The following is a 26425-nucleotide window of genomic DNA, read 5'->3' as shown; positions in this document are numbered from 1 at the left end:
GGATTTCCCAGTGCGCCAGATAATGTGCGAGTCGATATTCGGGTGCCGGGCTCAGGAGCCCTTACGCGTAGACCTTTTCGAGGAAGCCGCTCCAGGCCTCGGCGGTCGTTGAAGAGTCACCGCTGCCGCTGAAGTCGTGCACAGTCATACCCACCGGCGCGCCGAATGCGTTGCGGCCGAAGAACCGGTACATCGCATCCGACGTCCGCAGGCCCAGGAAGTGCTTGTTGGAGAAGTCCACTTCCCCGGACAGCCGCCCCACGCCGTCGAGCTCCAGCTCAACAGCGGAACCCTGCGCCGCAGAATCCACACCCATAGCTTTCTTCAGGTGGTCGAAACCGTCCGGGGTCTGCGACGCTGCCGGAGACTGGATGTCCGTAAACACGACCGGCTTGCCGTCAAAGTGCTGCAGGTACTGGCCGAGCGTGTGCAGGTAGAACGCCGTGTGCTTGCTGGCGCCGTCGTACTGCTCGTCCCAGTTGTCGGCGAAGATCCCGCTGTGGACATAGTGCAGCCGGGCGCGGCCGCCGTCGAGCGGCTCCAGGATGTGCTCCAGCTGGTTGAACCAGCCATCCGGGCCGTCCATCCGGGAGACGAGATGCGTGGGATGCTCCTGCACGGTCTTGACGTCCGGCCACTGGTCCGTGGGGAACATCCACGCCGGCGTTCCACTTGTCACGGCTTCCCAGACACGCTCGGGCGTGCCGGGCAGTTCGGTGTCGTACACGATCTCAAATTCACGGTTGTCAGTCATTGTCCTGCTCCTTCGCTGAGAGGGGTTTGATGGGGGTTTTGAGAACGGGGTGAAGAGCGACGACGAGCCGGTGCTTTCGTCCGCCCCCCGCCGAAGTGCCATTTGGGGGCGAGCCGCCCGCCGGGGTGCCGCCCGGGCCGACGGCCGCGCCGCCGTCGTGATATTTGTCCACCAGGCGGGTCACGGCGACGCCGAGTTCCTCGGCAAACGCGGCCCGGTCCGCGGCCGTCCGGAAGGTGATCTCGCCGTCGATCGCGAAGGTGGCCAGCTTCTGCCTCGCGGCCGCGGCTCCCGCGATCAGCTTCCCCACCTCCTGGACCATCCGGCCCGCGAGCGCCAGCAGCCAGAAGGCCGAGAACCGGTCCGAGAACCGGTGCGGATCCGGTGCCACCGATGCGAGGGCCACCGGAGAAATCAGGTAGGAGGCCGCCGTCGCCTGGAGGACACGCTCGGTGACGTTCCCCTTGCGCCGCTCCTCCACGAGTTCTACCAGCCCGTGCCGCTCGAGGGCCTTGAGGTGGTAGTTGACCTTCTGCCGCGGCAGGCCTACCTTGGCGGCAAGCTGCGTGGCCGACCCGGGCTCCGCGAGCTCCCGGAGGATGCGGGTCCGGATCGGGTCCAGCGACGCTTCCGCCGCGGCCGGGTCCTCGATCACTTCGATGTCCAACATGCTTCCATCCTGCCAACCGACAACTTTTATTGTCAAGAACTTTTTTTCCGTCGGTGCCGAGATCGCCGGAATCGTGCTCCGATTCGATGGTTCCCTGCCCAATCGATGGGTCCAACCATCGAGTGCGCAGGGAACCGTCTAAACGGGCGCGGGCTGGGGGGCGGGCGCGGGCTGGGGGGGCGGGGCGAGGTGAGGCCAAAGGAACCGGCAAAGTAGAATGGACCGGTGATGCAATCCCCCCTCCCCGTGCGCGAAGGCGTCAACGCCACCCGCCTGCGCCTCCCGGACGAGGGGCCGTGGACCACCGCGATGGACTACATGATGCACCGCTGGGGCCACATCGATCCGCAGGGCATCGAGGACAGGTTCGACGCCGGCGAGATCGTCGGCGAGGGCGGCGTCGCCCTGGACAGGGCCACCAGGCTCGAGGACCACACCTTCATCTGGTACTACCGCTCATTGCCGCCGGAGACCCGTATCCCGGTGGAAATCAGCATCCTGCACCAGGACGACCACCTCCTCGTGGTGGACAAGCCGCACTTCCTGCCCACCACCCCCGGCGGCACCTACATCCAGGAATCGGCCCTCGTTCGGCTCCGGAACCAGCTCAGCCTGCCGGACCTGATCCCCATGCACCGCCTGGACCGGATGACCGCCGGCGTGCTGCTGCTGTCCACCAATCCCGAAACGCGCGGAAATTACCAAGTGCTCTTCGAGAAGCGGCAGGTGCAGAAGGAATACGAGTGCGTCTCCGCCGCGGAGCCCGCCGCCGGCCACGCTGCCGTCAAATTCCCCGTGGTGGTCCGGAACCGGATGACCAAATCCCGCAGCTACCTGCTGGCCGAAGTGATCGAGGGCGAGCCGAACGCGGAGACCCGGATCGAACGGCTGGAAACGTTCGACGGCGGCACTTCAGCAGGTGCCGCTGGCACCCGCGTGCCTGGCACCCCTGCCGCTGGCACCGGCGCCGAAACCAACCCAGCCCGCCTGGCGCGCTACCGGCTGGAGCCGCACTCCGGAAAAACGCACCAGCTGAGGGTGCACATGGCCTCGCTGGGCCTGGGCATCGTGAACGACGCTTTTTATCCGGACCTGCTGGACAAGGCCCCGGACGACTACTCCAAGCCACTGCAGCTCCTGGCACGCGGCATCCGCTTTGTGGACCCCATCAGCAAGAAGCCCGTGGAGTACCGCAGCGGGCTCCACCTGAGCGAGGCTACTCAAACACCGCGCTGATCAAACACGGTCTTGAAGGCCTGCTCCATCTCGGGGCTGAACAGCACAAACTCCGCCAACTCGAGCGCGCTGGACGGATGCGAGGCACCAAACCCTGTGACGGCGTCGTACGCGGCCTCCGCCACCTGGCGCCCGTCCCAGCCGTACACTCCCCCGCCCACCGCCGGGAATCCGATGGAAGCCGCGCCCAGCGAATCCGCCAGCCGCAGGCTTTCGCTGAAGCAGGAAACCAGCAGCGCCGGGTTGGTCTGGCCGGCATGCCGGTTGGGCCCTACGGTGTGGATGACCCAGCGTGCCGGCAGCCGGAATCCAGGCGTGGCGACGGCGGCTCCGGGCGCCAGCCCGTGCGGCAGGTCCGTTTCGCGCAGTTCGCGGCAGGCGGCCAGCAGTTCCGGCCCGGCGGCCCTGTGGATGGCCCCGTCCACACCGCCGCCGCCCAGCAACGCTGAGTTGGCCGCATTCACGATCGCGTCAACGGTGCGGGTGGTGATATCGCCTTGGAGGATGGTGATCCGCATGCCGCCAGTTTCCCACCTACGGGGTGCGGCTCATAGGCCCCGCATCACGGCAGCCGAGGCACGCAACCAGGCCTCGCGGGTGGACGGAGGCGCCCTGGATGAGGCCCTGCCCAGAACCATCGCGTACGGGCACGCCTGATCTCCAGTCATCCGGGCACGGACCAGGACCAGGACCAGGACCAGGAAATCGTGGAGACGGCCGGCGATGCCGAAGAAAGCATCGGGGCTGTGCAGCGTGGGCTGGATGTGCTGAATGCCTCAGAAAGCACTGCCAGCGCGTAGCCGGCAGTTTCCTGAGCGGGTGAGTTGATGCCGGCAGGCCCTTCTTGAATGACACCCGGCGCCATGCTGATTGACCAGTATGTGGACTTATTGCCGGTATATAAACCTCAAGAATCCCTGTTACTAAATTGACTTGACATGATGCGCCCCAGTGCCACGATGGTTATCTGGGGGTATCGCGTGTTGTGTTTGCCAGCCGATTGGAGGGCGAACTTGTTGTTCTGCCCTCAAGCCAGCTGAGCGAGCTTGTGTCCGCGTTCCATCCGCACTGATCAAGCATCCGCACTGAGCGAGGAATCATCATGGATACCCTCATCGAAATCCCCGGAGACCGCACGGCGGCCAAGTTCGCCTACGCGGCCGCCGGCGTGGGCGTCGTAGGCGTGGCATCACTGGGCGCCATGTACGCCATCGAAGTGCCAAAGAACGGACCCTACGTCTTCGGCACCATCAACGATGCCACCGGCGGCGTCTTCCAGTTGGTGATCATCCCGGTGATCGTCCAGGTTCACCGGCGCCTGCGCCGCACACCCGGCTCCGAGGCCGCCAAATGGCTGGTGATCGCGGCCAGCGGCGCAGGGTCAGCAAGCTCGTTTCTCCTGGTCGCGAAGAAGCTCGATTTCACGGTGTCCACTGGCATCTCGGTGGGGGCAATGATGGTCCAGGCCGGCTGGTTCCTGCTGGCCCACCGGGCACTGCTCACGAGGGGCAGCTATCCCCGGGATCTCGCGAAGCTGGGACAGTTCATTGGCGGCGCCTTGGTGGTGGCGTTGCCCCTGGCGGCGCTGACCGCGGTGGAACAGGCGCCGGCCTGGATCCGCTGGGGCATCGGCGGGGCGGGAATAGCCTTTGGCGCCACAGCGTGGGTCGCCTGGCCGTACTGGTATTTCCTCGCGGCCCGGCACCTCAGCCACGTCCCCAGGGAAGTTCCCGGCGGAGCCCCACGTCCACGCCGCCGGAACATCGGCACCGGGTACTGAGGCACTCGCTGAACCCAACGCCCGGCGAGTCCGTGCCCCCGGCCGCCTCAGGCCGTGCTGCCGCGCAAAAGTGCGGTACTTTGTGGCCATGGACTTTGGGAACGCGGACAGCTGGGGGGCGGCGATCTACTTCTGGATCATCCCCGTGGTCCTCGGCGATGCCATCTTCCCGCCCATCCCCTCAGAGATGGTGGTGATCACCGGCGGCGCCCTCTCGGCCGACGGCCGGGCCAACGTCTTCCTGGTGGGGGCACTGTCCGCGGTGGCCTCCTGGGTCGGCGATATGGTGGTATTCCAGCTCTTCAAGCGCCGGCTCAGCCACGTCCTGGACCGCTGGCGCTGGGGCCGGAAAGTCCACCACGGCATCCATGCGGCCATCGCCAAGGCCGGCCGCTCCTCCACCTACGGAACCATCATCGGCGCCCGCTTCATCCCCGGCGGGCGGTTGGCGACGTCGGCGGCTTCGGGCATCGCCGACGTTTCGGCCCGGGGTTTCAGCCTGTGCGCCGGCCTCGGCGCGGTCCTCTGGGCCAGCTGGCTGGTGGGCCTGGGCTACTTCACGGGATCGGCAACCAAGCTGCCGTTCTGGGCGAGTTCGCTGATAGGCGTGGTGCTGGGCCTGGTGATCGGCGCCGTCGTCGGCATCATTGTCACCCGCCGGCGCGGCACGCGCTCACCGGTGGACGAGCCCGCACCCGGCGAGTGAGCTAGGGCGAGTGAGCTAGACAGGCGCCCAGCGGCCGCGGTTGCGGCGGAGCACCGTCAGTGCGCCGGTGAGCGCAACGCGTTCCACGGCGTCGCGCATCATCGCTGCCGATTCGCGCGCCTGCTGGTTCTCACCGCCGTATTCGGTCGCCTCCACAAGGAATCGGAGGTTCAGTTGGGGGACGCCGGCGGAAAGTTCGATCTGGTTGGATTCCACATGGTGACGGGTCTCCAATGCCTCGACCGCGGCGGCCATCACGGCTTCCGGCGGGTTGCCAGGTTTCAGTCCGGTGATTTTCAGGCGGGTCTGGAACGAAGGCATGCGTCAACCCTAATACGGGGTGTTCCTGGTCCCTTCCCTGTGGTGGGACAGCGGGACAGCGCCAGCGGCAGGCAAAGAACCTCAAGCAGCTGCCGAGGTCCGTCAGGAATCGCACCCCCACCCCATGGTTTTCCGAGCGGGACAGGACTAGTATGTGGCCTCGGTCTCATCGTCACACCTGACAATCATCAAGAAAGAAGACTGAACATGAGACGGACCACAATGCGAGTGATTGCGGCGGTATCGGCAGGCATGTTGGCATCAATGTTAGGGATCGGCGTCGCTTCCGCCGACAGCCGGAGTGACCTGGCCGAAGTGCGACAGGCCACAGCCCAATATCACGACGTTAGTGCGGCCATTGCCGCGGGCTACCAGCCCGTGGGTGAGTGCGTTCCAGGAATGGGCTTTCACTACGTCAACTTCAGCCAGTTCGGTCAGATGGATCCATTGGTCCCGGACGCACTGACGTATGCAGCGAACAAAACGGGCCAGCTCAGACTGGTCGCAGCGGAGTGGTTTAAGGTCGACGCCGACCAGGACCTGGCGACCGACACAGACCGGCCGAGCATGTTCGGCAAGGCATTCGACGGACCCATGCTCGGGCACGCTCCCGGCATGCCGATCCACTACGACCTCCATGCATACCTGTGGCAAGGTAATCCGGACGGCGTCCTGGCAACCTACAACCCGAATGTTCACTGCCCCGAACCGTAAGAGCGATCCGTTCCGAGAGGTCAGCGGGCCGCTGGCTGTGCAACATGGGTCCTAGCCCGTGTTGCGCAGGCCTGCCGCTACGCCGTTGACAGTGATCAGCATGGCCCGCTGGAGCCGTTCGTCGATCTCGGCACCGCTGATGCTCTCGCCTTCGGCGCCCTGGGTGGCCCGGATGCGGCGAAGCAGCTCCACCTGCAGGTAGCTGATGGGGTCCAGGTACTGGTCCCGGATCTCCAGCGAACGCTTGAGCGTCGGCTGGGCGTCCAGGAGCACGTTCTCGCCGGTCAGGTTCTGGATCTCGGTGACCGTGAGTTCGTACTCTTCGCGGATGGCCCGGAAAATGTGGTGCAGGTCCTCGGGAACCAGGGTGGCCACGTAGTACCCGGCGATGTCCATGTCCGTCTTGGCCAGCGTCATCTCCACATTGGAGACAACGGACCGGAAGAAGTGCCAGTTTTGCATCATCTCCACCAGCTGGGCGGAGTTTCCGGCCTCGCGGGCAGCCTTCAGGCCCGAGCCCACACCGAACCAGCCCGGGACGATCTGCCGGGACTGGGTCCAGCCGAACACCCAGGGGATGGCACGCAGGCCGCCAAGCCCTGCCCCGGAATCCGGGCGTTTGGACGGGCGGGAGCCGATGTTCAGCGAGCCCAGCTGCTCCACCGGAGTGGAGGCCAGGAAGTACGCGGGCAGGTCAGGATGGTCGATCAGGTTCCGGTACCGGTCGAAGGCGCCGTCGGAGATGATTTCCATAACGTGCCCGTACCGTTCGCGCTGGTCGTCCGACGTGCGCGGATCCCGGTGCAGGGCCGAGCCCTGAAGCACTGCCGCGAGGGACAGCTCCAGGTTTTCCCGGGCCAGCTCCGGCAGCGAGTATTTGTCCGAGATGACCTCGCCCTGCTCAGTGAACTTGATCTCGCCTTCCAGCACGCCGTTGGGCTGGGCCATGATGGCGTCGTAAGTGGGTCCGCCGCCACGGCCCACGGAACCGCCGCGGCCGTGGAACAACCGGACTCGGACGCCATGCTTGGCCGCCACGTCGCGCAGGTTGCGCTGGGTCTTGTGGATCTCCCACTGGCTGGTCATCACGCCGGATTCCTTGTTGGAGTCCGAGTAGCCCAGCATGATTTCCTGGACGTCGCCGCGCAGCCGGACCAGGTCGCGGTAGGACGGAACGGACAGCAGCTGGTCCACGATCTCCGCCGAGGCACGCAGTTCCTCAACGGTCTCCAGCAGGGGCGCGAACCCGATCTTGGCGTAGGGAGATTCACCGAACAGGTTGATCAGGCCTGCCTCGCGGGCCAGTACGGCCGCGGCCAGGACGTCGTCCGCGCCGCGGGTCATGGAAATGATGTAGGTCTCGATGACGTCCGGACCGTACGTGCGCAGGGCGCGGCGGATCTCGCGGAAGACGTCGTACGTGCCGTCAGCGACGCCGTCGAGCTTGATCGGGTGGCCGGAGAGCGGCCGGCGTGAGGCGAGCTCCGAGCCGAGCACCTCGAAGCGTTCCTCACGGCTCAGTTCGGCATAGCGGATGCCGGGCCCGCCCAGCCGGTCCATCAGCTGGCCAACGGCGTCATGGTGGTGGTCGGCGTGTTCGCGGATGTCCAATGTGGCCAGGTGCAGGCCGAAGGACGCGACGGCACGGCGGACACGGGCCAACGCGCCGTCGGCAGCAAGCGACGCCGAGTGGTTGCGGAGGGACAGCTCCAGCAGTTCGAGGTCGTTGAGGAGTTCCTCGGTGGAGCTGTAGTCACGGCCGTGCTCGTGCGTGGAGTCCGCGGCCACCCGCTTGCCCGTGTTGATGAGCTTGGCTTTGATGCAGGTGAGCTTGAGGCGGTAGGGCTCCTGGGCGTTGAGCTCCAGGACGCGCCGGTCCAGGCCCGGCAGCTTCTTCAGGTCCGCGTCGATGGAGTCCAGCAGGGTCTGGTCCGCACCGGACAAGGCGGTGGAGTTGGACAGGATGGAGATCAGCTCGTCCATCATCGCGATGCTGATGCGGACGGCGTGCTGGTTCTGGATCTGCAGGATTTCCCGGGTGACCGCCGCCGTGACGTTGGGATTGCCGTCCCGGTCGCCGCCGATCCAGGACCCAAACCGGATGGGTGCGTCCTGGGACGAAAGGCTGACCCCGTGCTCACCGAGCAGTTCCGAGAAATCCGAGAGCATCTCGGGCATGGCGTCGGTCAGGATGCCGCCAAGGTAGTAGATCGCGTTGCGGGCCTCGTCCACCGGGGTGGGGCGTACCTGGCGCAGTTCATCGGTCTGCCACATCTGGTCGATGACCTCCGAAAGCTGGCGGTCCTGCCGGCGGCGCGCGGTGGTGCCTTCCTTCGTGGGCTCGGCCAGGACATCAGAGAGCTTGCGGATCTTGTCCAGCACGGAACGGCGCGAAGCCTCGGTGGGGTGGGCGGTGAAGATGGGGCGGACGTCCAGCCCGTTGACCACTTCCTGCAGGACTTCGGGCCCCGCCTTGGCGGCGATTTCGGTGACAGCCTTGGCCAGCCACCCGTCCTTCTCCTGCCGGGTCCGCAGGCCGCGGACCCGATGGACCTGCTCGGCCGCGTTGGCAAGGTGGAAGTAGAACGCGAACGCTCGCACCAGGTCGGTGGCCTGCTCGATCGGCAGGGAGCCGAGCAGTTCGCGGACCTGTTCGACGACGTCGTGCGCGCTCCATGGTCCGGTGGCATCGGCACCGCCGCGGGCGGCTTCCTTGGACTCCTTGGTGAGGAGGCGGACCTGCTCCACCAGAGCAAGGAGTTCGGGGCCGTGCTGGCGGACCAGGGATTCACCCAGCAGCGTGGAGACGCGCCGGACGTCGGCCCTCAGTTCAGAGGCGAGGTCGGTTGCGGAGTTCATTGCAGTGTTAGCCATGGAAACTGTCTTTCGAGGGTTCGGACTTGGCTCGTACACTGCGCTGGATACTGTGAGCCACGTTACTAGCTATCGATGCTACCTGCACGGGATGGCGAAGGCGGAATCCGTCTCAGATATTGCGCCGGTCTCCGCCCCTGCCGCGCCGGACGTCAGCGGACGATCTTGAAATTGAAATCCGGAGTCCCCAACGCCGACCACAGGCGCAGCCACACCGGGAGCATCATCTCCGCTCCGCGAGCGGTGGTGATGTCTCCGAGGTCAATAATATCGCGGTGGCCCAGCTCCTGGAGGAGCGCCGTCACGGAGTTCTTGGCACCGGCGTCGTCGCCGGAGACAAACACCGAGTGGTCCCCGCCGCCCAGCCGTCCTGGGTCAACCATCAGCCCTGCGTTCATGGTGTTCAGGGTTTTGACCACCCGCGCCTCCGGAAACGCGTGCTGGATCCGTTCGGCGTTGCTGTCCGTGTTGACCGGGCTCAGCACCGGCGGCATGCCCTGGGAGAAGTCGAGCGGGTTGGAAACGTCCACCACCACTTTCCCCGACAGGTTGGCCGAACGCGCGGCGCTGAGGGCACTGAGTGCGCCCGCTCCGTTCGTTGCATTGACTATCAGTTCCGCCGCGGCTGCGGCCTCCGCGAACGTTTCCAGGGCTATGTGCTGGTTCGCTGCGTGCCATTCGCTGAAGGGCGGCGCGCCCATGGCGTCGGGCGCGCTGCGGGCGAGAGTCTCCCCCGGGTCGCGGGTGCCCACCACCACGTCGTGCCCCAGCGCGGACAGCGCGCCCACGAGGGTCCGGCCCGCGAAACCCGCGCCCAGGACCGCGATTTTCATGGTTCCTCCGAGGTCAGCCGTTGGGAGTCCGGAAACGAGGTTCCGTCGCCTTCGACGTTACTCTCCGCCGCCTGCAAGACAAGGTCTGCGGCAGCAACGCGGCGCTAGGTCCGTGGTGCTCCGCGGCGGTCCGTGATGGAATGGACAGCGTCTGCGCCGGGTTGTAGGCCTTGAAGTTGTAGCCGGGGAATCAGAACCCTTTGGGAGGAACCATGGACACCACCGCAACCGCGCAGCGGGAACGCTGGCAGCGTTTCCGCACGAACCGGAACAAGGCCCTCGCCACCCGCCACGGCTGGCTGACGCTCACCTCCTTCCAGTGGCTGGAATCCCGGCCCGCCGGCGTCGAACTCGCCCCCGGCCTCTGGTCCACGGACGGCACGACGGCGACACTCACCGCTGCGGCGCAGGACGGCCTGACGCTGGTGGAAACCGGCGAGCCCGTGGACGGGACCATTACGGCCGCCCTCGCCAACGAGGAATCCCTGATGTGGGTGCAGTTCGGCGGCGCGGACGGGCAGCAGGTAGTGGTGGAACTCGCCATGCGCGCGGACCGGTACGCCATCCGGACCCGCGATTCCGGCTCGCCGGTGCTGACGGAGTTCGACGGCGTTCCCACGTTCGACTACAACCCGGACCTGGTGGTTGAGGCCGCCTTCGAGGCATACCCCGAACCGGTGGCCGTCCCGATCGGAACGGCCAATCCGCTGGTGGACGGCGTGCATTATTCGGTGGGCGAGGTGGTTTTTCGGCTGCCGGGGAACGACCATCAGTACCGGCTGCACGCCGAGGAGGAAAAACTGGGCGCGCTGACCATCACGTTCCATGACGGGACCAACGGCGAATCAACTGATGAGTGGCGGAAGGTCTCCACGACTCGGCCACGCATTGACGCGGCCGGGAAGGCCACGGTGGTCCTGGACTTCAACCGCGCCATCAATTACCCCAGCGCCTTCACCCCGTTCGGTACCTGCCCCATGCCCGTGAAGAACAACAGCCTCGACGCGAAGATCGAAGCCGGCGAAAAGCAACCTCTCCTCGCTGATTGAGCGCGAAAGGACACTTAAGCCCCAGCGGAACGGGGCCTCAAGTGTCCTTTCGCGCCAGATGGTGGGTCAGACGATCGCTGAGACGCCGGTGACCGCCCGGCCCACAATGAGCGTGTTGATTTCGAACGAGCCCTCGTAGGTGTAGATGGCCTCGGCGTCGGCGAAGATTTTGGCCATCCGGTAGTCGGTCACGATGCCGTTGCCGCCCAGGATGGACCGGCCCAGCGCCACTGTCTCGCGCATCCGGGCGCTGGTGTAGGACTTGGCGAGGGCCACCTGCGGCATATCCGCCACGCCGTCATCCTGCAGCTGGGCAATACGCACCATCATCGCCATGCTCGCTACGGCGTTGCCCAGCATGGTGACCAGCTGCTGCTGGATGAGCTGGAATTTCGCCAGCGGCCGGCCGAACTGGTGGCGTTCGACGGCGTACTGCCGGGCGACGTCGAACGCCGCCAGCTGCTGCCCCACCGCCTGCCACGCCACCATGATCCGCGAGCCGCGCAGGAGCTGGTTGGTGTCCTCGAAACTGCTGATGCCGGCGAACCGGTCGGCCTCGGCGACCTGGACATCCTTAAGCACAATGTCCGCGTTCTGCACGGTCCGGAGCGCAATCTTGTTCTCGATCCGGCTCCGGCTCACACCCGGCAAGGAAGCATCAACGATGAACCCTCGGACCGCGCCATGCCCGTTGGCAGCCACGGCCTCGTCCCTGGCCCACACGAGCATGTAGTCGCAGAACGTCCCATTCCCGATCCAGCGCTTGGCGCCGTTGAGCACCCACGCGTCGCCGTCGTCGTCGGGCTCTCCCGTGGCACTGGAGATGCGCCGGGCACTCGTTTCCATCCCGCCGGCAACGTCGGAACCGTGGCCGGGTTCGGTGAGGGCGAAGGCGCCCGTGATGCGCAGGCTTGAGGCGTCCGCGAGCAGCCGCTCTTTCTGGCCGGCCGAACCGAAACCGTAGAGCGACTCCACAAACAGATCGTGGTGTACCAGGAAAAATGTGGCGATCGAGGTGTCCACGCGCGTCATCTCGGCGATGACCAGGCCGGCGAAAAGGTTGCTGTAGCCGCGCTGCGCCGGCGTGCTCAGCTCCAGCGCGGCGAGCTTGGGCAGGATGTGCGCCGGGAACTCCGCCTTGTTCCACCAGTCCGACGCGTAGGGGGCGATCTCCGTCGCCAGGAACTCTCGCAGTTCGGCCAGCTTGGCCCGCTCCTTCGAGTTGAGGAGGGACTCAAACGCGAAAAAATCGGCGGTGGGCAGTTCGTCGATCGCCGGTTCGGAGGTGCCCGGCTCGGAGGTGCCCGGCTGGCTCATTTCGGGCCCATTCGGATGGCGCCGTCGAGCCGGATGGTTTCGCCGTTGATCATCGCGTTCTGCACAATGTGGGCCACCAGACTGGCATATTCGGCCGGCTTGCCCAGGCGGGACGGGTGCGGGACCTGCTGGCCCAGCGAATCCTGCGCGTCCTGCGGGAGGGTTGCCATCATGGGTGTTTCGAAGATGCCCGGGGCGATGGTCACCACGCGCACCAGCGATCGGGCCAGTTCCCGGGCCAGCGGCAGCGTCATCGCGGCGACGGCGCCCTTGGAAGCGGCGTAGGCCGGCTGGCCGATCTGCCCGTCGAAGGCAGCCACGGAGGCGGTATTGATGATGACGCCGCGCTCGGGGCCGCCCAACTCAGTGCTGACCGGTTCGGTGGCAACCATGGCCGCTGCTGCCAGTCGCAGCACGTTGAACGTCCCGATGAGGTTGACCTGGATGACGCGGTTGAACGTGTCCAGCGGAAGGACTCCGTCCCGGCCCAGGACCTTGCCCGGGGTGGCGACGCCGGCGCAGTTCACAACAATGCGGAGCGGCCCCAGCGCCACAGCGGTGTTGACTGCGGCCTGCACCTCAGCTTCGTTGGTGACGTCCGCGGGGACAAAGGCCGCTTGTGCCCCTGAACCGCCGGCGGCGTTCAGCGCTGCGGTGTTGAGCTCGGCGGCGTAGGCCGCACCGGCAGAGGACGGCAGGTCGATCAGCACCACCGAGGCGCCGGCGTCGAACAGGCGCTTCGCTGTGGCAGCCCCCAGCCCGGACGCCCCACCCGTAATCAGCGCGACAGTACCCAAGACGTCCATACATCCTCCTTGATGCGGTCCCAACACCGGAGACCAGCGCGGAACATTAGTTAGTGCATGTTAACTGAAAATCCTGCGAGCCGCACCCACTAGGCTGAACGGATGACCATGCCGGATGCCGAACCCGCCGACTGGCAAGACCGGGCCAACGTGGCGGCCGGCTCCGTCACAGAGCTCTTCGGCCGGCGGCTGCTGTTCCTGCCGGGAACCCACCTGGCCGCCGTGCAATGGCCGTCAAAACACCTGAAGAACCTCCTCCACCCCTGGCACTACTGGTGGCAGGCGCACTACCTGGACTGCCTGGTGGACGCCGGGCGCCGCGAACTTGGCAACGGAGCCACCCCCGCGGCAAGGTTCAACGGTCCACACCACCCCAGCGCCGGCAAGCTTGCGTCCAGGCTGGTCACGGGCATCCGGCTGCGCAACGCCTTCACCTTCGTCAACGACTACTACGACGACATGGCATGGCTGGCGCTGGCGTCGCACCGCCTGCAAAGCCTGGCCGAGGAGACGCGTAAACCCGGACGCCGCCGCAGCGCCAGGGTCCGCAAGACCCTCACACTGCAGTTCGATTCTGCCTCCACCGACGACCTGGGCGGCGGGACCTTCTGGAGCAAAAAGCGCGACTTCAAAAACACCCCGGCCACCGCCCCCGTGGCGCTCTACTACGCCCGGACAGGCCAGCAAGCCAAGGCGCAGCGGTTGGTGAACTGGCTCAATGCCGTGCTGTTTGATGAGGCCCGGGGCCTCTATGTTGACGGGGCGCGGCTCAGTCCGGCCGGCGACGTTATGGTGGAGAGCACCATCTACACCTACAACCAAGGCCCCGTACTGGGAGCCTTGCTGGAGCTCGGCGGCGACGCCAACCTCGCCCGGGCCGCGGCACTGGTGAACGCGGTCGCCAACCAGCTCACCGTACCGGGGCAGCGCACCCTCCGCTGCGATGGAACGGGCGACGGCGGACTCTTCACCGGGATTCTCTGCCGGTACCTGGCACTCGCCGCCGTCGATGCCCGGCTCCCGGAGTCCGCCCGCAACACCGCGAAGGAACTCGTGACAGCTACTGCCGCAGCCTTCTGGGCGGGCCGCCGGCCGACCGGCCGCGGAGCGGCATCAGCCACGGCTGGGTGCGTCCTGTTCTCCATCCACGCGGCACAACCGGCGGACACAACCCACCCGCCAGGAGCCGCCGTCGAACTTTCCACCCAGCTGCAGGCCTGGATGGCGTTGGAGGCCGCAGCGGCCATCCACAAAAGCCGTGAATAAATTAGGGCATGCAACAGTTCCGTAATGCATGTGATCCTGCTCACTTAAGGGCAATGCTGCTTGGTGTCTTAGGTATGGCTAACCTACAGTTTCACGAGTGAGCCAACCCTAACTCCGGGCTCGCCAGGACCCACGGTCCGCCAGACTTTTCCCCAGAAAGTAGCACTCAATGAAGATCCGCAACAGCGCTCTGGCCGGCATCGCACTCGCCGCCACCGCAGCCCTCGGACTGACCGCCTGTGGCGGCAGCACGTCCCCGGCAGCCACCGGCACCTCCGCCGCAGACGGCCAGGCTTCCGGCGAGATCACGGTCTACAACGCCCAGCACGAGAGCCTGACGAAGGAATGGATCGACGCTTTCACGGCTGAGACCGGCGTCAAGGTGACCATGCGCCAGGGCTCGGACACCGAACTGTCCAACCAGATCGTCCAAGAAGGTGCAGCGTCCCCGGCTGACGTTTTCCTCACCGAAAACTCCCCCGCGATGGCTCAGGTTGAAAACGCCGGCCTCTTTGCCGACGTCGACAAGGCCACCGCCGAGCAGGTTCCCGCTGAGTTCCGCCCGAGCACCAACAAGTGGACGGGCATCGCCGCCCGCTCCACCGTCCTGGTATACGACAAGAACAAGATCAGCGAAGACAAGCTGCCCAAGTCCATGCTGGACCTGGCCAACCCGGAGTGGAAGGGCAAGTGGGCCGCTTCACCGTCCGGCGCTGACTTCCAGGCCATCGTCGCCGCGCTGCTCGAACTCAAGGGCGAAGCCGCAGCCGAGGAATGGCTCAAGGGGATGAAGGAAAACTTCACGGCCTACAAGGGCAACAGCACCGCCATGAAGGCAGTCAACGCCGGCGAAGTCGACGCCGCCCTGATCTACCACTACTACTACTACGGCGACCAGGCCAAGACCGGCGAGAACTCCAAGAACGTCACCCCGCACTACTTCAAGAACCAGGACCCGGGCGCGTTTGTATCCGTCTCCGGCGGCGGCGTGCTGAAGTCGTCTAAGAACGCTGCTGATGCACAGGCGTTCCTGAAGTTCATCACCGGCAAGAAGGGCCAGGAAGTCCTCAAGAACGGCACCTCCTTCGAATACGCCATCGCTTCCGAGGTACCGGCCAACGACAAGCTGGTTCCCATCAAGGAACTTCAGGCGCCCACAGTGGACCCGGCCAAGCTGAACTCCACGAAGGTCACCGAGCTGATGACCAAGGCAGGACTCCTGTAATTCAGTGACCACTGATCTATCGGCTCCCCCTGTAGCGGAGAGCAAGACGACGGCGGGCCGGGGCACCAGCCCCCGCCCGCCTTTCGGCGTTTCCACGGTGTCCATCCTGGCAGTGCTCATCGCATTGTTTTCGCTCGTTCCGCTGGGATACGTCGTGTACATGACGGCGGCAACCGGGTGGGACACCGCCGTCGAACTGATCTTCCGGCCGCGCGTCGGCGAACTCCTGCTCAACACGGTGCTGCTCATGGTGATCACCGTCCCGCTCAGCATCATCCTCGGCGTCGGAGGTGCCTGGCTGGTGGAACGGACCAAGCTCCGCGGCCATAAAATCTGGGCGGTTTTGCTGGCGGCGCCGCTGGCCATTCCCGCGTTTGTGAACAGCTACGCGTGGGTCTCGGCAGTCCCGTCCCTTGCCGGCTTGGGCTCGGGGGTCCTGATCGCCACGCTGTCCTATTTCCCGCTGGTGTACATCCCCGCAGCCGCCACCCTCGGCCGTCTGGACCCGGCCATCGAACAGTCCGCCGCCGCACTGGGCCTCGGCAACTGGCGGGTCTTCTTCCGCGTTGTGCTCCCCCAGCTCAGGATCGCCATGACCGGCGGCGCCCTTCTGGTGGCCCTGCACCTCTTGGCCGAATACGGTGCGTTCGCGATGATCCGATTCGACACGTTCACCACCGCGATCATGGTCCAGTACCAGTCCACGTTCAACGGGACCGCCGGCAACATGCTCGCCAGCGTTCTCGTGTTTTTCTGCCTGATCCTGCTGGTGGTGGAGGTCCGCGGCCGGGGTACTGCGCGCTACGCCCGCATTGGATCCGGCGCCCAGGCGAGGGCATTGCGCCTGCCCCTGCACGCGTACCAGGTTCCGGCCCAGCTGTCCCTGCTGGCGCTGACGGGACTGGCCTTCGGGCTGCCGGTGTTCTTCGTCCTGCGCTGGATCGTCGCGGGCGGTTCCGCGATCTGGGCGGCCGACGAGTTCGCTCCGGCCCTCCTGACCACGCTCGGCTACGGCCTGGCGGGTGCGGTGGTGACCACCGTCGTCGCATTCCCCATGGCATTCCTTGCAGTGCGGCACCCCAGCTGGTTCAGCAAGTCCTTGGAGCTCTCCAACTACGTCACCAGTTCCCTGCCCGGGATTGTGGTGGGCCTCGCGTTCGTCACCGTCAGCATCCGGCTGGTCCCCGGCGTCTACCAAACGGCCGGAGTCCTCGTGGCCGCCTACGTCCTGCTGTTCCTGCCGCGGGCGCTGGTCACCCTCCGCGCCGGCCTGTCCCAGGCCCCCAAGGAACTCGACGAAGCTGCCCAGTCCCTGGGCAAACCGCCGCTGCTGGCCTTCATCCGGGTCACGCTGCGGCTGACCGCTCCGGCGGCCGCGGGCGGCGCGGCCTTGGTGTTCCTGGCCATTGCCAACGAACTGACCGCCACGCTCCTGCTATCCCCCAACGGGACCCGCACGCTCGCCACCGAGTTCTGGAGCAAGAGCAGCGAGATCGACTACGCCGGCGCCGCCCCCTACGCCCTGCTGATGATCCTGCTCTCGGCACCCATGACCTACCTTCTCTTCCAGCAGTCCAAGAAAGTGGCCGGACAGTGACCGAACAATCCCCCTCCAGGCTTCCGGAACCGCGGATCGCGCCGTCCGTGGCACCCTCCACCAACAGCCACCTGCAGATCACCGACGTCACCAAGAACTTTGCGTCCCAGGCCGTCCTCAGGGGCGTGAACCTGTCCGTCGCCAAGGGCGGCACCACCGCCATCGTGGGGCCCTCCGGCTCCGGCAAGACCACCCTGCTGCGGCTAATCGCGGGCTTTGAACACCCCGCCACCGGTAGCATCTCGCTCAACGGCGCCAAGGTGGCCGGCGACGGCGTCTGGTTGCCTGCGCATAAGCGCCAGGTGGGGTACGTGGCCCAGGACGGGGCTCTTTTCCCGCACCTGACTGTGGGCCAGAACATCGCGTTCGGTCTGGACACGGCCAAGCTGACGGGTGGCCGCCGCGGGGCGGCGGGCCGGATCAGCGAGCTGCTGGACATGGTCTCGCTGGACACCTCCATGGCCAAGCGCCGGCCGCACCAGCTCTCCGGCGGGCAACAGCAGCGCGTGGCACTGGCCCGTGCACTGGCCCGCGAACCCGAACTGATGCTGCTGGACGAGCCCTTTTCAGCCCTCGACGCCGGCCTGCGCGTGGCAACCCGGCGGGCCGTGGCCAAGGTCCTCAACAAAGCCGGCGTCACCACCATCCTGGTCACCCACGACCAGGCCGAGGCTCTGTCCTTCGCGGACCAGGTGGCCGTGATGCGCGGCGGCAAGCTGGCCCAGATCGGCAACCCGTTTGTGGTTTACACCCGCCCTGCCGACCGCGCCACCGCAGAGTTCCTGGGCGACGCCGTCATCCTGGACGCCTGGATGGAAGGCTCGCTGGCCACGTGCTCACTGGGCGGAATTCCCGTGCGCCGCCCGCCTGCCCAGGGCCGGGTGCAGCTGATGCTGCGTCCTGAGCAGATCCGCATTGCCGAGGATGGCCCCATCCGCGGCGTGGTGGTGGATACTGACTACTTCGGCCCGGAGACCACCGTTCGCCTCAAACTCTCTGTGCCACCCGAACTGGCCGGCACCGACCACCGCTACCCCGGCGGCGGCGAAATCATCACCATCCGCCACTGGAACGCCTCCATTGCCCGGCCCGGAATGGAGCTCTGCCTGCGGGTGGTTGGCGAAGCCGTCGCCTTCCCGCTGGACGACTAACCCCAACTGAGTAGCAGTAACTGTCGTTATGAGCCCTCAAAACGACACTTACAGCTACTTAGTTGGGTGGGGCGGCGGGTCGGCAGGCTTCTTCTTCTGCGGGTACGGCGCCTCACCCCGGGCCAGCATCTCCACAAATCCGGAGATTTTCCGTTCCCGCGTGGACGCCTGCTTCACGGAATTCGTCCGGTAAATCAAGGCATACCGGTTCACGGACGTGAGGACGTCGAACATGGCCTGGGCTTCGGGGACGGCGGAAATCGCGGCGGCCAGGTCCGGCGGGACCTCAGCCGTCGCCTGCCCCACATAGGCTGCTTCCCAGCGCCCGTCCGCTTTGGCGGCGTCGACGGCCGCGCGGCCCGCCGCAGTCATCCTGCCGGCAGCCTCGAGCTTCCCGATGCGGTCCACATTCCGCGCCGACCAGACACTCTTCGGTCCGCGGCGGGTCATCCGCTGGAAGGAGCTGTCGTCGTCGCGCCTTTTGCCCTGACCGTCGATCCAGCCAAAGCACAGCGCCTCCTGCAACGCTGCTTCGTAGTCCAGTTCAGTGGTGTTACCGCCCTTCTTATGCAGCACCAGCCACACGCCAGGGCTGGTGGCATGGTGCTGTTCCAGCCACAGCCGCCACTCCGCCGCGTCCGCTACCAGCAGTTCCTTGAGTTCAATGGCCATGGCCCTATTCTGCCCGCCTTCTGCGAGAAGTGGCATGATGGCGGTAGCCGACCTGTCCTGGTTTCGAGGAGGAACCCATGCTGCGTGTCAGACCCGTCCATTTCACCTCCCGGCCAGACAGTTGGGAACAGCTCCTGACTGCCCTGGGCCTGGCCAAGACCGTTGATGACGGCCCATGGCGGGAGTTCGACGCCGGTTCAGGCAGGCTGGCCCTGCATGTGGCCGACGCCGGCGCCACGGACGACGGCACCACTGCCTTGGGCGTGGAGGTGGGCGATCTGGCGGAATTCGCGCGGCGCACCGCCCTGGCCGCGGAGGAATCCGGGAACACGGTCGCCGAGCTCATCGCCGCTGACCACGGCGAGTCCTGCCGCATCACCGGCCGGGACGGCTTCAGCTTCCTGGCGGACAAAGGGGCCCGGGCGCTGAACGCGGCTGACGCTGATCCGGCCCTGACCGTCGTCGGGGTCTGGTTTACGGAGGATCCCGGCGCCGCCGCCGTGACGCTGCAGGACATTGGCGCCAGGTTCCGCCCCGTCCCGGACGCCGACGAAACCGCCGACTTTACCGCCAAGAACGGCGGCGTGCTGATGGTGCGCCCCGCGTCCGGCCCGGCCCGGTCCGGCCTGGGATTTGAGTACGACGGCGATCTGGGCGCCTTGCGGGACCGGCTCACCGCCGCCGGGCTGGACGTCAGCGAAACCGAGGAAGCCTTCGGCCGGACCCTGCACGTGGCCAACCCCGACGCCGCAGGCAGCGCAGGAAGTTCCGGAACCGCCGGTGCTGCCGCAGCCACAACCGCCCCGCATGTCCCGCCCACTCTCTGGATCTCGCAGCGCCTCGCCGCAGAGTGATCCGGCCCGGGCACGGATGCCCTGGGGCGAACCGTGGCGGACCGACCGAGGGGTGAGATTCCGGCGCTTTGGGCGACGCTTTACGCTGATAGCTCGCCCCTCAGCGGTCCGCGGCCGTCCGATGGGGTAGAACTTAACCATGAACGTTCGCACTCCTGACCCCAATCCCGGCTGGCTCTCCGAAGAAGACCTCTTTGAGGCCCGCGGGAGGCTCCCCATGATCTATGTGGAGGCCGTGCCGGTAAGGCTGGATCCGCTGGGTTTTGTGAACGAGGTTGGCACGCTGCTGCAGGCCGACGAGGACGGGAACATGATCCGGTCGCTGGTATCGGGCCGTGTGATCTACCGCGAGACCATCCGCGCCGCACTGCTGCGCCATATGGAAAAGGACTTGGGGCCGCTCGCCTTTCCGCAGCTCCCCATCAGCCCGGTCCCCTTCACGGTGGCCGAATACTTCCCGGCCCCGTCCCAGACCGGCTTCACCGACGACCGCCAACACGCCGTGTCCCTGGCGTACGTCATCCCCGTGACAGGCGAATGCGAACCCCGCCAGGACGCCCTGGAACTGACCTGGATGACTCCGGCGGAAGTGCTCAGCGCCGACGTCCAGCTCGAATTCAGCGGCGGCCGCGGCTCCCTGGTCCGCCAGGCGCTGGCCTTTGCGGGAGTGGGTAACTGACGCCTGCGGGTTCCCCGGCGTCCCCGACTTCCAGGGCCCCGCTTTGTAGACTGTAGGGCGGACCACAAGAGAACTTAAGGACTCCCATGACCGAAAACCCAGCCGCCAGGCACTACAGCGAACAGCAGGCTGGATCTCTGACCACCGGCGATCAGCTCCTCCTCCCCGACGGTCAACGCACCGCCGAAATCCAGCATGTGGAGTTTGAACCGGACGATTTCGGGACCCCTGCGGTAGTCCTGGCAAACCTCACCGGCGGCGGCACGCTCCGCATCGCAGCCGGCTCCACCGTAAAGATCCTGGACACAACAGTCCGGGTCATCACGGTTCCGGACACCACAGTTCAGGACACCCCCGTTCAGGACACAACGCCCGACGCCGTCACGCAGATTCCGGTCGCGGCGCAACCCCCTGCCGAACAACCCCAGCAGACCGGCGAAGCGGGGGTGGCCCCGGCGGCTCCCGCCGTCGTCGTACCTCCCCTGCCGGCCATCCCGCCCGCGATGAGCGGCCCGTCCGCGGAAGAACTGGCGCGGATTCCGTCGCCGCAGGGCACACCCGAAGCGGTGGTGGAGGCTGCCGCCGAAGCCCACCCGGACGCCGTTGGGGTGCTGCTGCTGGCGGACAAGCTGGCCAAGGGCATCAACTTCAAGTCCGGCAGTTGCCTCAAGGACCTCAGCGACCTGGCCCACGAACTGTTCATCACGCTCAAGGATCCGGACGGGGCGCTCACAGTGGCGGACCTGCTCAACGTCCTCCCGTTCGACGGCAACCCGGGCCGGTGGGCGTCCGTGGAGGCGTCGCTGGCGTTGTCCAGCTTCGTCTGCCGCCAGGACCGGCAGGAGGAGCGCGCCGAAGTCTATGAAAAGCTGCTGCGTTTGCCGGAAAACCAGGAAACGGACCCGTTCAAGGCGCGGATGAACGCCAAAGTGCGCCAGCGTTCGCTGAACGAACCCAACCTGTACGACAAAGAGATCTTCCGCTCGATCGACAACTCCAACCATGAGGCCGAGCGGGAGTGGCGGCTGCTGCGTCTCGAATCCCTGCTGTTCCTCCGGGCACACGGCAGGTCTGAGACGATCGGGGTAGGCGAACTCCAGCGCCGGATCAGCAACGAACTCGAGGCCGTCCGGGCCTAAGCCGTCGGGGTGGGGGAATTGCCCCCTACCCGGGGCTGCGCCCGCGTTGTAGATTCGGGCTATGACGAACAATCTGAGCGTGGTGATAAATGCTGATGCGCCGCAGGTCTGGACCATGCTGCGTGAACCGGCCAAAGTTGCCCAGTGGCATGGCTGGGAGGCCGATGAACTGGCTGATGAGATAGACAAGATCTACTTCAGCAGAAACGTCGTTGAAGCCCCGGACCACACCAGCCTGACCACCAACGGCGGCGACGTCTTTGACCTGAAACCGGTGTCCGCCGGCACTTTGGTCAGTGTCACGCGGGCAGCCCTGGACCACAACTCGGAATGGGCGGCCTGGGACGAGGACATCACCCAAGGCTGGCTGACGTTCCTGCAGCAACTCCGCTTCGCGCTGGAACACCACCCGCACGGCAAACGGCACACGATGTTCTTCGAATTTCCCGGCGAGCCGGCTTCCGCCATCGAAAAGCTGGGCTTGTCGGACGTGCCTGCGCCGGGTGAGACATACGGGCTGACGCTGTCCACCGGGGAAGAGATCACCGGGAAGGTCTGGTTCCGCAGCAACCACCAGGTGGGGCTCACCGTCCACAGCTATGCGGAGCACGGCGACGGCCTGCTGATCGTGGCGGACCAGCCCGTCATTGAAGGTGTGAGGCCCCACGGCGGCGCCACGGTGATCGCCTCGACGTTCGATCTGGGTGCCCACAAAATGGAGTCCATCCATTCGCTCTGGGACAGTTGGCGGGCTGAGAACTACCCCACATCGGAAACGGCCCACTGAGGGATCGGCGGCGTTTGCTGGCACACTGGAACCGTGCCAGCCAACCCCGCCCCCGCGCCATCCGTCTCCGTTTCGGCCGTCTCAGCTGATCCCGTCGCAGCGGCGGCCGGCTCCGCCGCTCCAGCCGACCAGTCGCAGTTCTCCTTCACCGTTGGCACCCGTCTTGCTGACAGGTCTGCGCCGTCGTCTGCTCAGGTATCTGCCAACGGCGGCGAATTCCTGGGCCGCACGGGGACCATCACCACCCCGCATGGCGAGATCCGCACCCCAGCGTTCATCGCCGTCGGGACCAAAGCCACAGTCAAATCCGTGCTGCCGGAGTCCATCGCCGAACTCGGCGCGCAGGCAGTGCTGGCCAACGCCTACCACCTGTACCTGCAGCCGGGCGCGGACATCCTGGACGAGGCCGGCGGGCTGGGCTCGTTTATGAACTGGTCCGGGCCGACGTTCACGGACTCCGGCGGGTTCCAGGTGATGAGCCTGGGGTCCGGGTTCAAGAAGGTCATCGACATGAAATCGGTGGACACTTCCGGGCCGGACGATGCCGTGGCTCCGGGCAAGGAACGCCTGGCCCACATCGACGACGACGGTGTCTGGTTCAAATCGCATCTCAACGGCGACCGCCACCGCTTCTCCCCCGAAATTTCCATGCAGGTCCAGCACCAGATCGGTGCGGACATCATGTTCGCCTTCGACGAGCTGACCACGCTGCAGAACTCCCGCGGCTACCAGGAGGAATCGCTGGAGCGCACGCGGCTGTGGGCCCTGCGCTGCCTGGAGGAGCATTTCCGGCTGACCACGTCCCGGGTGGGGAAGCCGTACCAGGCGCTATTCGGCGTGATCCAGGGTGCCCAGTATGAGGACCTCCGCCGGAAGGCCTGCCGGGACCTCGGCGCCATGGACTTCGACGGCTACGGCATCGGCGGGGCACTGGAGAAGGAAAACCTGGGCACAATTGTGCGCTGGTGCAACGAGGAACTGCCGGAGGACAAGCCGCGCCACCTGCTGGGCATCTCCGAGCCGGACGATATCTTCACTGCCATCGAGAACGGTGCGGACACCTTCGACTGCGTCTCCCCCACGCGCGTGGCCCGCAACTCCGCCTTCTACACGCCTGCCGGCCGCTTCAACCTCTCCGGCGCCAAGTACAAGCGCGACTTCGGGCCGCTCCAGGAGGACTGTGACTGCTACGCATGTGCCAACTATTCGCGCGCGTACATCCACCACCTGTTCAAGGCCAAGGAAATGCTCTCCGCCACGCTGATCTCCATCCACAATGAGCGCTTTGTGGTGAAAATGGTGGACGACGCCCGGCTGGCCATCGAAGCCGGGACCTTCTTCGAGTTCAAGGCCGAGACCCTGGCGCAGTACTACTCCTAAGCGCGTGCCCGGCTCGCTGCCCGCCCGCCTTCCCTGCGTCCCGCCGTCGTCCTCCGCGCCGTTTCGATGGTTCCCTGCGCACTCGATGACTGCGAACGTCGTGTGTGCAGGGAACCGTCGAAACGGGGCGTGTGGAGCCTTAGACCCCGTAGCTCGGTTCGCGCTTCTTGATCCAACCGATCACGAGGGACGTCACCGGCACAAACAGGAACTCCACGAGTGTCTTGTAAACAAAGCCCACCACCACGTAGTTCAGGAACGTGTCGAAGTCCGTGATGCCGATGACGGAGGCGGCGATGCTGCAGAAAATCAGGGTGTCCACGAACTCGCCCGCGCCTGAGGAACCCATCAGCCGCGCCCAGAGTGACTTCTCCCCGGAGCGGGCCTTCATCTTCACCAGGATCCACGAGTTAATGGTCTGGCCGGCCAGGAATGCCAACAGCGAGGCGAGCACAATCTGCGGCACCGGACCAAGGGCCCCCTCAAGGGCGGCCTGCTTGGACGTGCCGAACTCGTCATCAAAGCCGGGCAGGGCGATGATCACCCAGTAGCAAACAGAGGCGAAGACGGACAGTGCGAAGGTGGTGAAAATGGCCTTGCGCGCCATCTTGAAACCGTAGACCTCGCTGATGACGTCGCCCAGGATGTAGGCGAGCGGGAACAGGAAAAACCCGCCGTCCGTGATGATCGGACCGATCGCGACGCCCTTGGACGCCCCGATGTTGGACAGGATCAGCACTACGGCCATAAACGCCAGCATGATGCCGAAGTACGGCGAACCGATTGATGCGAATTTCGGCGCCGTCCGGGCGGAGTCGGCGATGGGCTGGGCGTCAGGGCCTGAGGGGGAAGGCATGGGGGATTCCATTCGTAGTGGTTCGCTCGGCGTACGGTTCGCGCAACGAAAGTTGCGCGGGACGCCGGCTGTATTAGCACTCTCACGACATTCTCCCACTGAACAATAGGGCCCGACGCCGGATGGCAGGATAGTGCCATGACTTTAGCTGCAGCTGCCCTCCAGTCCCCCGTGTCCGCTCCCGCCGTCGTCCTGACCATCGCGGGATCCGAAGCCACGGGGGGCGCCGGAGCCCAGGCCGACCTGAAGACGTTCCAGGAGCTGGGCGTGTTTGGCATCGCCAACCTGACCTGCATCGTGTCCTTCGATCCGAGCGACAACTGGAACCACCGCTTTGTGCCGGTGGACCAGCAGGTCATTGCGGACCAGTTGGAAGCCACGACGGCGGCCTACGGCCCGGCGTCGGGCGCCGCCTTCGAGAGGGCGTCGGGAGAGCCGTCAGCTCCAGGCCGTCCGGTCCTGGACACCGTGAAGATCGGCATGCTGGGCAGCCCGGCCACCATAAGCACGGTCGCCGCGGCGCTGGAAACGGGCCGGTTCCGCAACGTCGTGCTGGATCCGGTGCTGATCTGCAAAGGCCAGGAGCCGGGACACGCACTGGACACGGACCAGGCCCTGAAGACGCAGATCCTGCCGCTGGCCACGTTCGTCACGCCCAACCACTTCGAAGCCGAATCGCTGTCCGGCCTGGCGATCACCGACGTCGAATCCCTGAAAGCCGCAGCAGTCCGCATCCACGAGCTCAGCGGCGGCGCCGCGGTCCTGGCCAAGGGCGGGGTGCGGCTGGCAGGCCCGGACGCCGTCGACGTTTACTACGACGGCGAGACCCTCGAAGTCCTCAGCGCTCCCAAGGTGGGCGAGGTGGCCGTGTCCGGCGCCGGCTGTTCCCTCGCCGCGGCGGTGACGGCGGAACTGGCCAAGGGGGCCACGCCGCTGGAGGCTGCCCGGGCCGCCAAGGACTTTGTCACCGCCGGAATCCGCAACCGGGTAGCCTCCGGCGCGCCGTTCGACGCCCTCTGGCAGGGCGGCCCGCGCTAGCTTCTTGAGTCTTCCAGCCGCGCCCTTTCCAGCCGGGCCCCTTCCAGCGGCGCCTTTTCCAGCCGGGCCTCTTCAAGCAAGTCGTCGGCTACCAGCGTGGCCGTCCGCACGATAAAGGCCCGACGGCGGTCCAGGCGGTCCGGAGCGGAACCCGCCAAAAGTGCGTCGATCTGGGGCAGCACCGTCCAGCCGTCGCACAGGGTCACGATGGTGAGGACCAGGTCGGCCGCATCCGTGCGGTCGATTCCGGGCAGAACTGTCAGCATCTGGTCCACTTTTGCGGCGCAATGGTCCGCGCGTGTGGCCCGGTCCACGGTATTTCTCCCGCGCTCCAGGCCTTCCCAGAACAGCAGCCGGGCCAGGGCGCCGCCCCTCGTGTGACGGTCAAAAAGCCTTCCGGCGTATTCTCCGATGGATGCCGCACCATGCCCTTCGATGGGGACCTCCGACATCACCCGCACCAGTTCAGCGGCCAGGACGGCGTCGAACAGCTCATCCTTCTTGCCGAAGTACTGGTAGATGCGTTCCTTGTTCACGCCCGCCGCCGCCGCAATGCGATCCACCCGCGCGCCGGCAAGGCCCTTGTCGCTGAACTCCTCAGTGGCGGCAGTCAGCAGCAGTGCTTTGGTGCGCTCAGTATTCCAGGCCATGTCACGATTCTACCCGTTTCCAACTAAGTAGTTGCACTTTTGTGGAGCCCGTACTAGTCTCGCTTTTATCA

26 protein-coding genes are annotated in these 26425 nt (G+C 66.0%); 15 read left to right on the top strand and 11 right to left on the bottom strand.

What is annotated here, in order from left to right:
• Window positions 1-61 precede the first annotated feature (61 nt).
• Window positions 62-754, bottom strand: a complete 693-nt coding sequence (locus tag NG696_RS06355) for an SRPBCC family protein (RefSeq protein WP_252574818.1) — start codon at window positions 752-754, stop codon at window positions 62-64.
• Window positions 747-1424 (bottom strand): winged helix-turn-helix domain-containing protein, encoded by a 678-nt coding sequence (locus NG696_RS06350; protein ID WP_252574817.1) that lies wholly within the window; start codon window positions 1422-1424, stop codon window positions 747-749. Before NG696_RS06350 ends, NG696_RS06355 begins: the two co-directional genes overlap by 8 nt.
• Before the next feature lie 228 nt (window positions 1425-1652).
• Between NG696_RS06350 and NG696_RS06345 the strand changes: the two genes are divergently transcribed.
• Window positions 1653-2660, top strand: coding sequence for an RluA family pseudouridine synthase (locus tag NG696_RS06345; RefSeq protein ID WP_252567181.1), 1008 nt, complete (start codon window positions 1653-1655; stop codon window positions 2658-2660).
• On the opposite strand, the gene NG696_RS06340 is transcribed toward NG696_RS06345, so the two are convergent.
• Window positions 2645-3178 (bottom strand): O-acetyl-ADP-ribose deacetylase, encoded by a 534-nt coding sequence (locus NG696_RS06340; RefSeq protein ID WP_252567007.1) that lies wholly within the window; start codon window positions 3176-3178, stop codon window positions 2645-2647. The genes NG696_RS06345 and NG696_RS06340 overlap by 16 nt on opposite strands.
• 584 nt (window positions 3179-3762) lie before the next feature.
• Between NG696_RS06340 and NG696_RS06335 the strand changes: the two genes are divergently transcribed.
• Together NG696_RS06335 and NG696_RS06330 are read left to right on the top strand one after the other, a co-directional pair.
• The gene (locus tag NG696_RS06335) at window positions 3763-4440 is read left to right on the top strand and encodes a hypothetical protein (protein WP_252567006.1); all 678 of its coding nucleotides are present in this window, start codon (window positions 3763-3765) and stop codon (window positions 4438-4440) included.
• An 88-nt stretch (window positions 4441-4528) separates the two neighbouring features.
• Window positions 4529-5146: a DedA family protein gene (locus tag NG696_RS06330; RefSeq protein ID WP_252567004.1), complete on the top strand. Its 618-nt coding sequence runs from the start codon at window positions 4529-4531 to the stop codon at window positions 5144-5146.
• A gap of 15 nt (window positions 5147-5161) precedes the next feature.
• On the opposite strand, the gene NG696_RS06325 is transcribed toward NG696_RS06330, so the two are convergent.
• Window positions 5162-5467, bottom strand: coding sequence for a hypothetical protein (locus tag NG696_RS06325; protein WP_252567002.1), 306 nt, complete (start codon window positions 5465-5467; stop codon window positions 5162-5164).
• Window positions 5468-5689: 222 nt separating this feature from the next.
• Between NG696_RS06325 and NG696_RS06320 the strand changes: the two genes are divergently transcribed.
• Window positions 5690-6181, top strand: a complete 492-nt coding sequence (locus NG696_RS06320) for a hypothetical protein (protein ID WP_252574816.1) — start codon at window positions 5690-5692, stop codon at window positions 6179-6181.
• 51 nt (window positions 6182-6232) lie between these two features.
• Here NG696_RS06320 and ppc read toward each other — a convergent pair whose 3' ends face one another.
• Both ppc and NG696_RS06310 read right to left on the bottom strand, forming a co-directional pair.
• Window positions 6233-9055: a phosphoenolpyruvate carboxylase gene (gene ppc, locus NG696_RS06315; protein ID WP_252574815.1), complete on the bottom strand. Its 2823-nt coding sequence runs from the start codon at window positions 9053-9055 to the stop codon at window positions 6233-6235.
• Between the two features lie 152 nt (window positions 9056-9207).
• Window positions 9208-9888 carry an NADPH-dependent F420 reductase gene (locus NG696_RS06310; protein WP_252566997.1) on the bottom strand — a complete coding sequence of 227 codons (681 nt, stop codon included), beginning with the start codon at window positions 9886-9888 and terminating at the stop codon, window positions 9208-9210.
• A gap of 212 nt (window positions 9889-10100) precedes the next feature.
• On the opposite strand from NG696_RS06310, the gene NG696_RS06305 reads away from it, so the two are divergent.
• Window positions 10101-10937: a DUF1684 domain-containing protein gene (locus NG696_RS06305; protein WP_252566995.1), complete on the top strand. Its 837-nt coding sequence runs from the start codon at window positions 10101-10103 to the stop codon at window positions 10935-10937.
• 66 nt (window positions 10938-11003) lie between these two features.
• On the opposite strand, the gene NG696_RS06300 is transcribed toward NG696_RS06305, so the two are convergent.
• Together NG696_RS06300 and NG696_RS06295 are read right to left on the bottom strand one after the other, a co-directional pair.
• Window positions 11004-12254 (bottom strand): acyl-CoA dehydrogenase family protein, encoded by a 1251-nt coding sequence (locus NG696_RS06300; RefSeq protein WP_252566994.1) that lies wholly within the window; start codon window positions 12252-12254, stop codon window positions 11004-11006.
• The gene (locus NG696_RS06295; protein ID WP_252566992.1) at window positions 12251-13060 is read right to left on the bottom strand and encodes an SDR family NAD(P)-dependent oxidoreductase; all 810 of its coding nucleotides are present in this window, start codon (window positions 13058-13060) and stop codon (window positions 12251-12253) included. Before NG696_RS06295 ends, NG696_RS06300 begins: the two co-directional genes overlap by 4 nt.
• A gap of 102 nt (window positions 13061-13162) precedes the next feature.
• Here NG696_RS06295 and NG696_RS06290 point away from each other — a divergent pair, with 102 nt between their 5' ends.
• The 4 genes from NG696_RS06290 (at window position 13163) to NG696_RS06275 (ending at window position 18299) form a co-directional block, all read left to right on the top strand.
• Window positions 13163-14326, top strand: a complete 1164-nt coding sequence (locus NG696_RS06290; protein WP_252566990.1) for a glycoside hydrolase family 76 protein — start codon at window positions 13163-13165, stop codon at window positions 14324-14326.
• Window positions 14327-14495: 169 nt separating this feature from the next.
• Window positions 14496-15551 carry an iron ABC transporter substrate-binding protein gene (locus NG696_RS06285; RefSeq protein WP_252574807.1) on the top strand — a complete coding sequence of 352 codons (1056 nt, stop codon included), beginning with the start codon at window positions 14496-14498 and terminating at the stop codon, window positions 15549-15551.
• Between the two features lie 4 nt (window positions 15552-15555).
• Entirely contained in the window at window positions 15556-17148 is a 1593-nt protein-coding gene (locus NG696_RS06280) for an ABC transporter permease (RefSeq protein ID WP_252566986.1), read from the top strand.
• Window positions 17145-18299, top strand: coding sequence for an ABC transporter ATP-binding protein (locus tag NG696_RS06275; protein WP_252566984.1), 1155 nt, complete (start codon window positions 17145-17147; stop codon window positions 18297-18299). The genes NG696_RS06280 and NG696_RS06275 overlap by 4 nt, the downstream gene beginning before the upstream one ends.
• Window positions 18300-18353: 54 nt before the next feature.
• On the opposite strand, the gene NG696_RS06270 is transcribed toward NG696_RS06275, so the two are convergent.
• Window positions 18354-18971 (bottom strand): YdeI/OmpD-associated family protein, encoded by a 618-nt coding sequence (locus NG696_RS06270; RefSeq protein ID WP_252566982.1) that lies wholly within the window; start codon window positions 18969-18971, stop codon window positions 18354-18356.
• Window positions 18972-19048: 77 nt separating this feature from the next.
• Here NG696_RS06270 and NG696_RS06265 point away from each other — a divergent pair, with 77 nt between their 5' ends.
• The 5 genes from NG696_RS06265 to tgt all read left to right on the top strand — a co-directional run bounded on the left by NG696_RS06265 (window position 19049) and on the right by tgt (window position 23810).
• Window positions 19049-19825, top strand: coding sequence for a VOC family protein (locus NG696_RS06265; RefSeq protein ID WP_252566981.1), 777 nt, complete (start codon window positions 19049-19051; stop codon window positions 19823-19825).
• Window positions 19826-19964: 139 nt separating this feature from the next.
• Complete coding sequence (locus tag NG696_RS06260) at window positions 19965-20504, top strand: NUDIX hydrolase family protein (protein ID WP_252566979.1); 540 nt, start codon at window positions 19965-19967, stop codon at window positions 20502-20504.
• Window positions 20505-20590: 86 nt separating this feature from the next.
• On the top strand, window positions 20591-21643 hold the full coding sequence (locus tag NG696_RS06255) for a DUF6707 family protein (protein WP_252574805.1): 1053 nt from the start codon (window positions 20591-20593) through the stop codon (window positions 21641-21643).
• A gap of 61 nt (window positions 21644-21704) precedes the next feature.
• Window positions 21705-22430, top strand: coding sequence for an SRPBCC family protein (locus tag NG696_RS06250; protein ID WP_252566975.1), 726 nt, complete (start codon window positions 21705-21707; stop codon window positions 22428-22430).
• Between the two features lie 33 nt (window positions 22431-22463).
• On the top strand, window positions 22464-23810 hold the full coding sequence (gene tgt, locus NG696_RS06245) for a tRNA guanosine(34) transglycosylase Tgt (protein ID WP_252574802.1): 1347 nt from the start codon (window positions 22464-22466) through the stop codon (window positions 23808-23810).
• 139 nt (window positions 23811-23949) lie between these two features.
• On the opposite strand, the gene NG696_RS06240 is transcribed toward tgt, so the two are convergent.
• Window positions 23950-24666 (bottom strand): queuosine precursor transporter, encoded by a 717-nt coding sequence (locus tag NG696_RS06240; protein ID WP_252574800.1) that lies wholly within the window; start codon window positions 24664-24666, stop codon window positions 23950-23952.
• A 138-nt stretch (window positions 24667-24804) separates the two neighbouring features.
• Here NG696_RS06240 and NG696_RS06235 point away from each other — a divergent pair, with 138 nt between their 5' ends.
• A complete protein-coding gene (locus NG696_RS06235) occupies window positions 24805-25704 on the top strand; it encodes a hydroxymethylpyrimidine/phosphomethylpyrimidine kinase (protein WP_252574798.1) in 900 nt (299 codons plus the stop codon).
• Here NG696_RS06235 and NG696_RS06230 read toward each other — a convergent pair.
• The gene (locus NG696_RS06230; protein WP_252574796.1) at window positions 25701-26354 is read right to left on the bottom strand and encodes a TetR/AcrR family transcriptional regulator; all 654 of its coding nucleotides are present in this window, start codon (window positions 26352-26354) and stop codon (window positions 25701-25703) included. The two genes, NG696_RS06235 and NG696_RS06230, sit on opposite strands and share 4 nt — an antisense overlap.
• Between the last annotated feature and the right edge of the window lie 71 nt (window positions 26355-26425).

It is taken from the genome of Pseudarthrobacter cellobiosi (assembly GCF_023913755.1).
Taxonomy (GTDB): Bacteria; Actinomycetota; Actinomycetes; order Actinomycetales; family Micrococcaceae; genus Arthrobacter; species Arthrobacter cellobiosi.
This window is presented reverse-complemented; position numbering and strand designations above follow the sequence as displayed.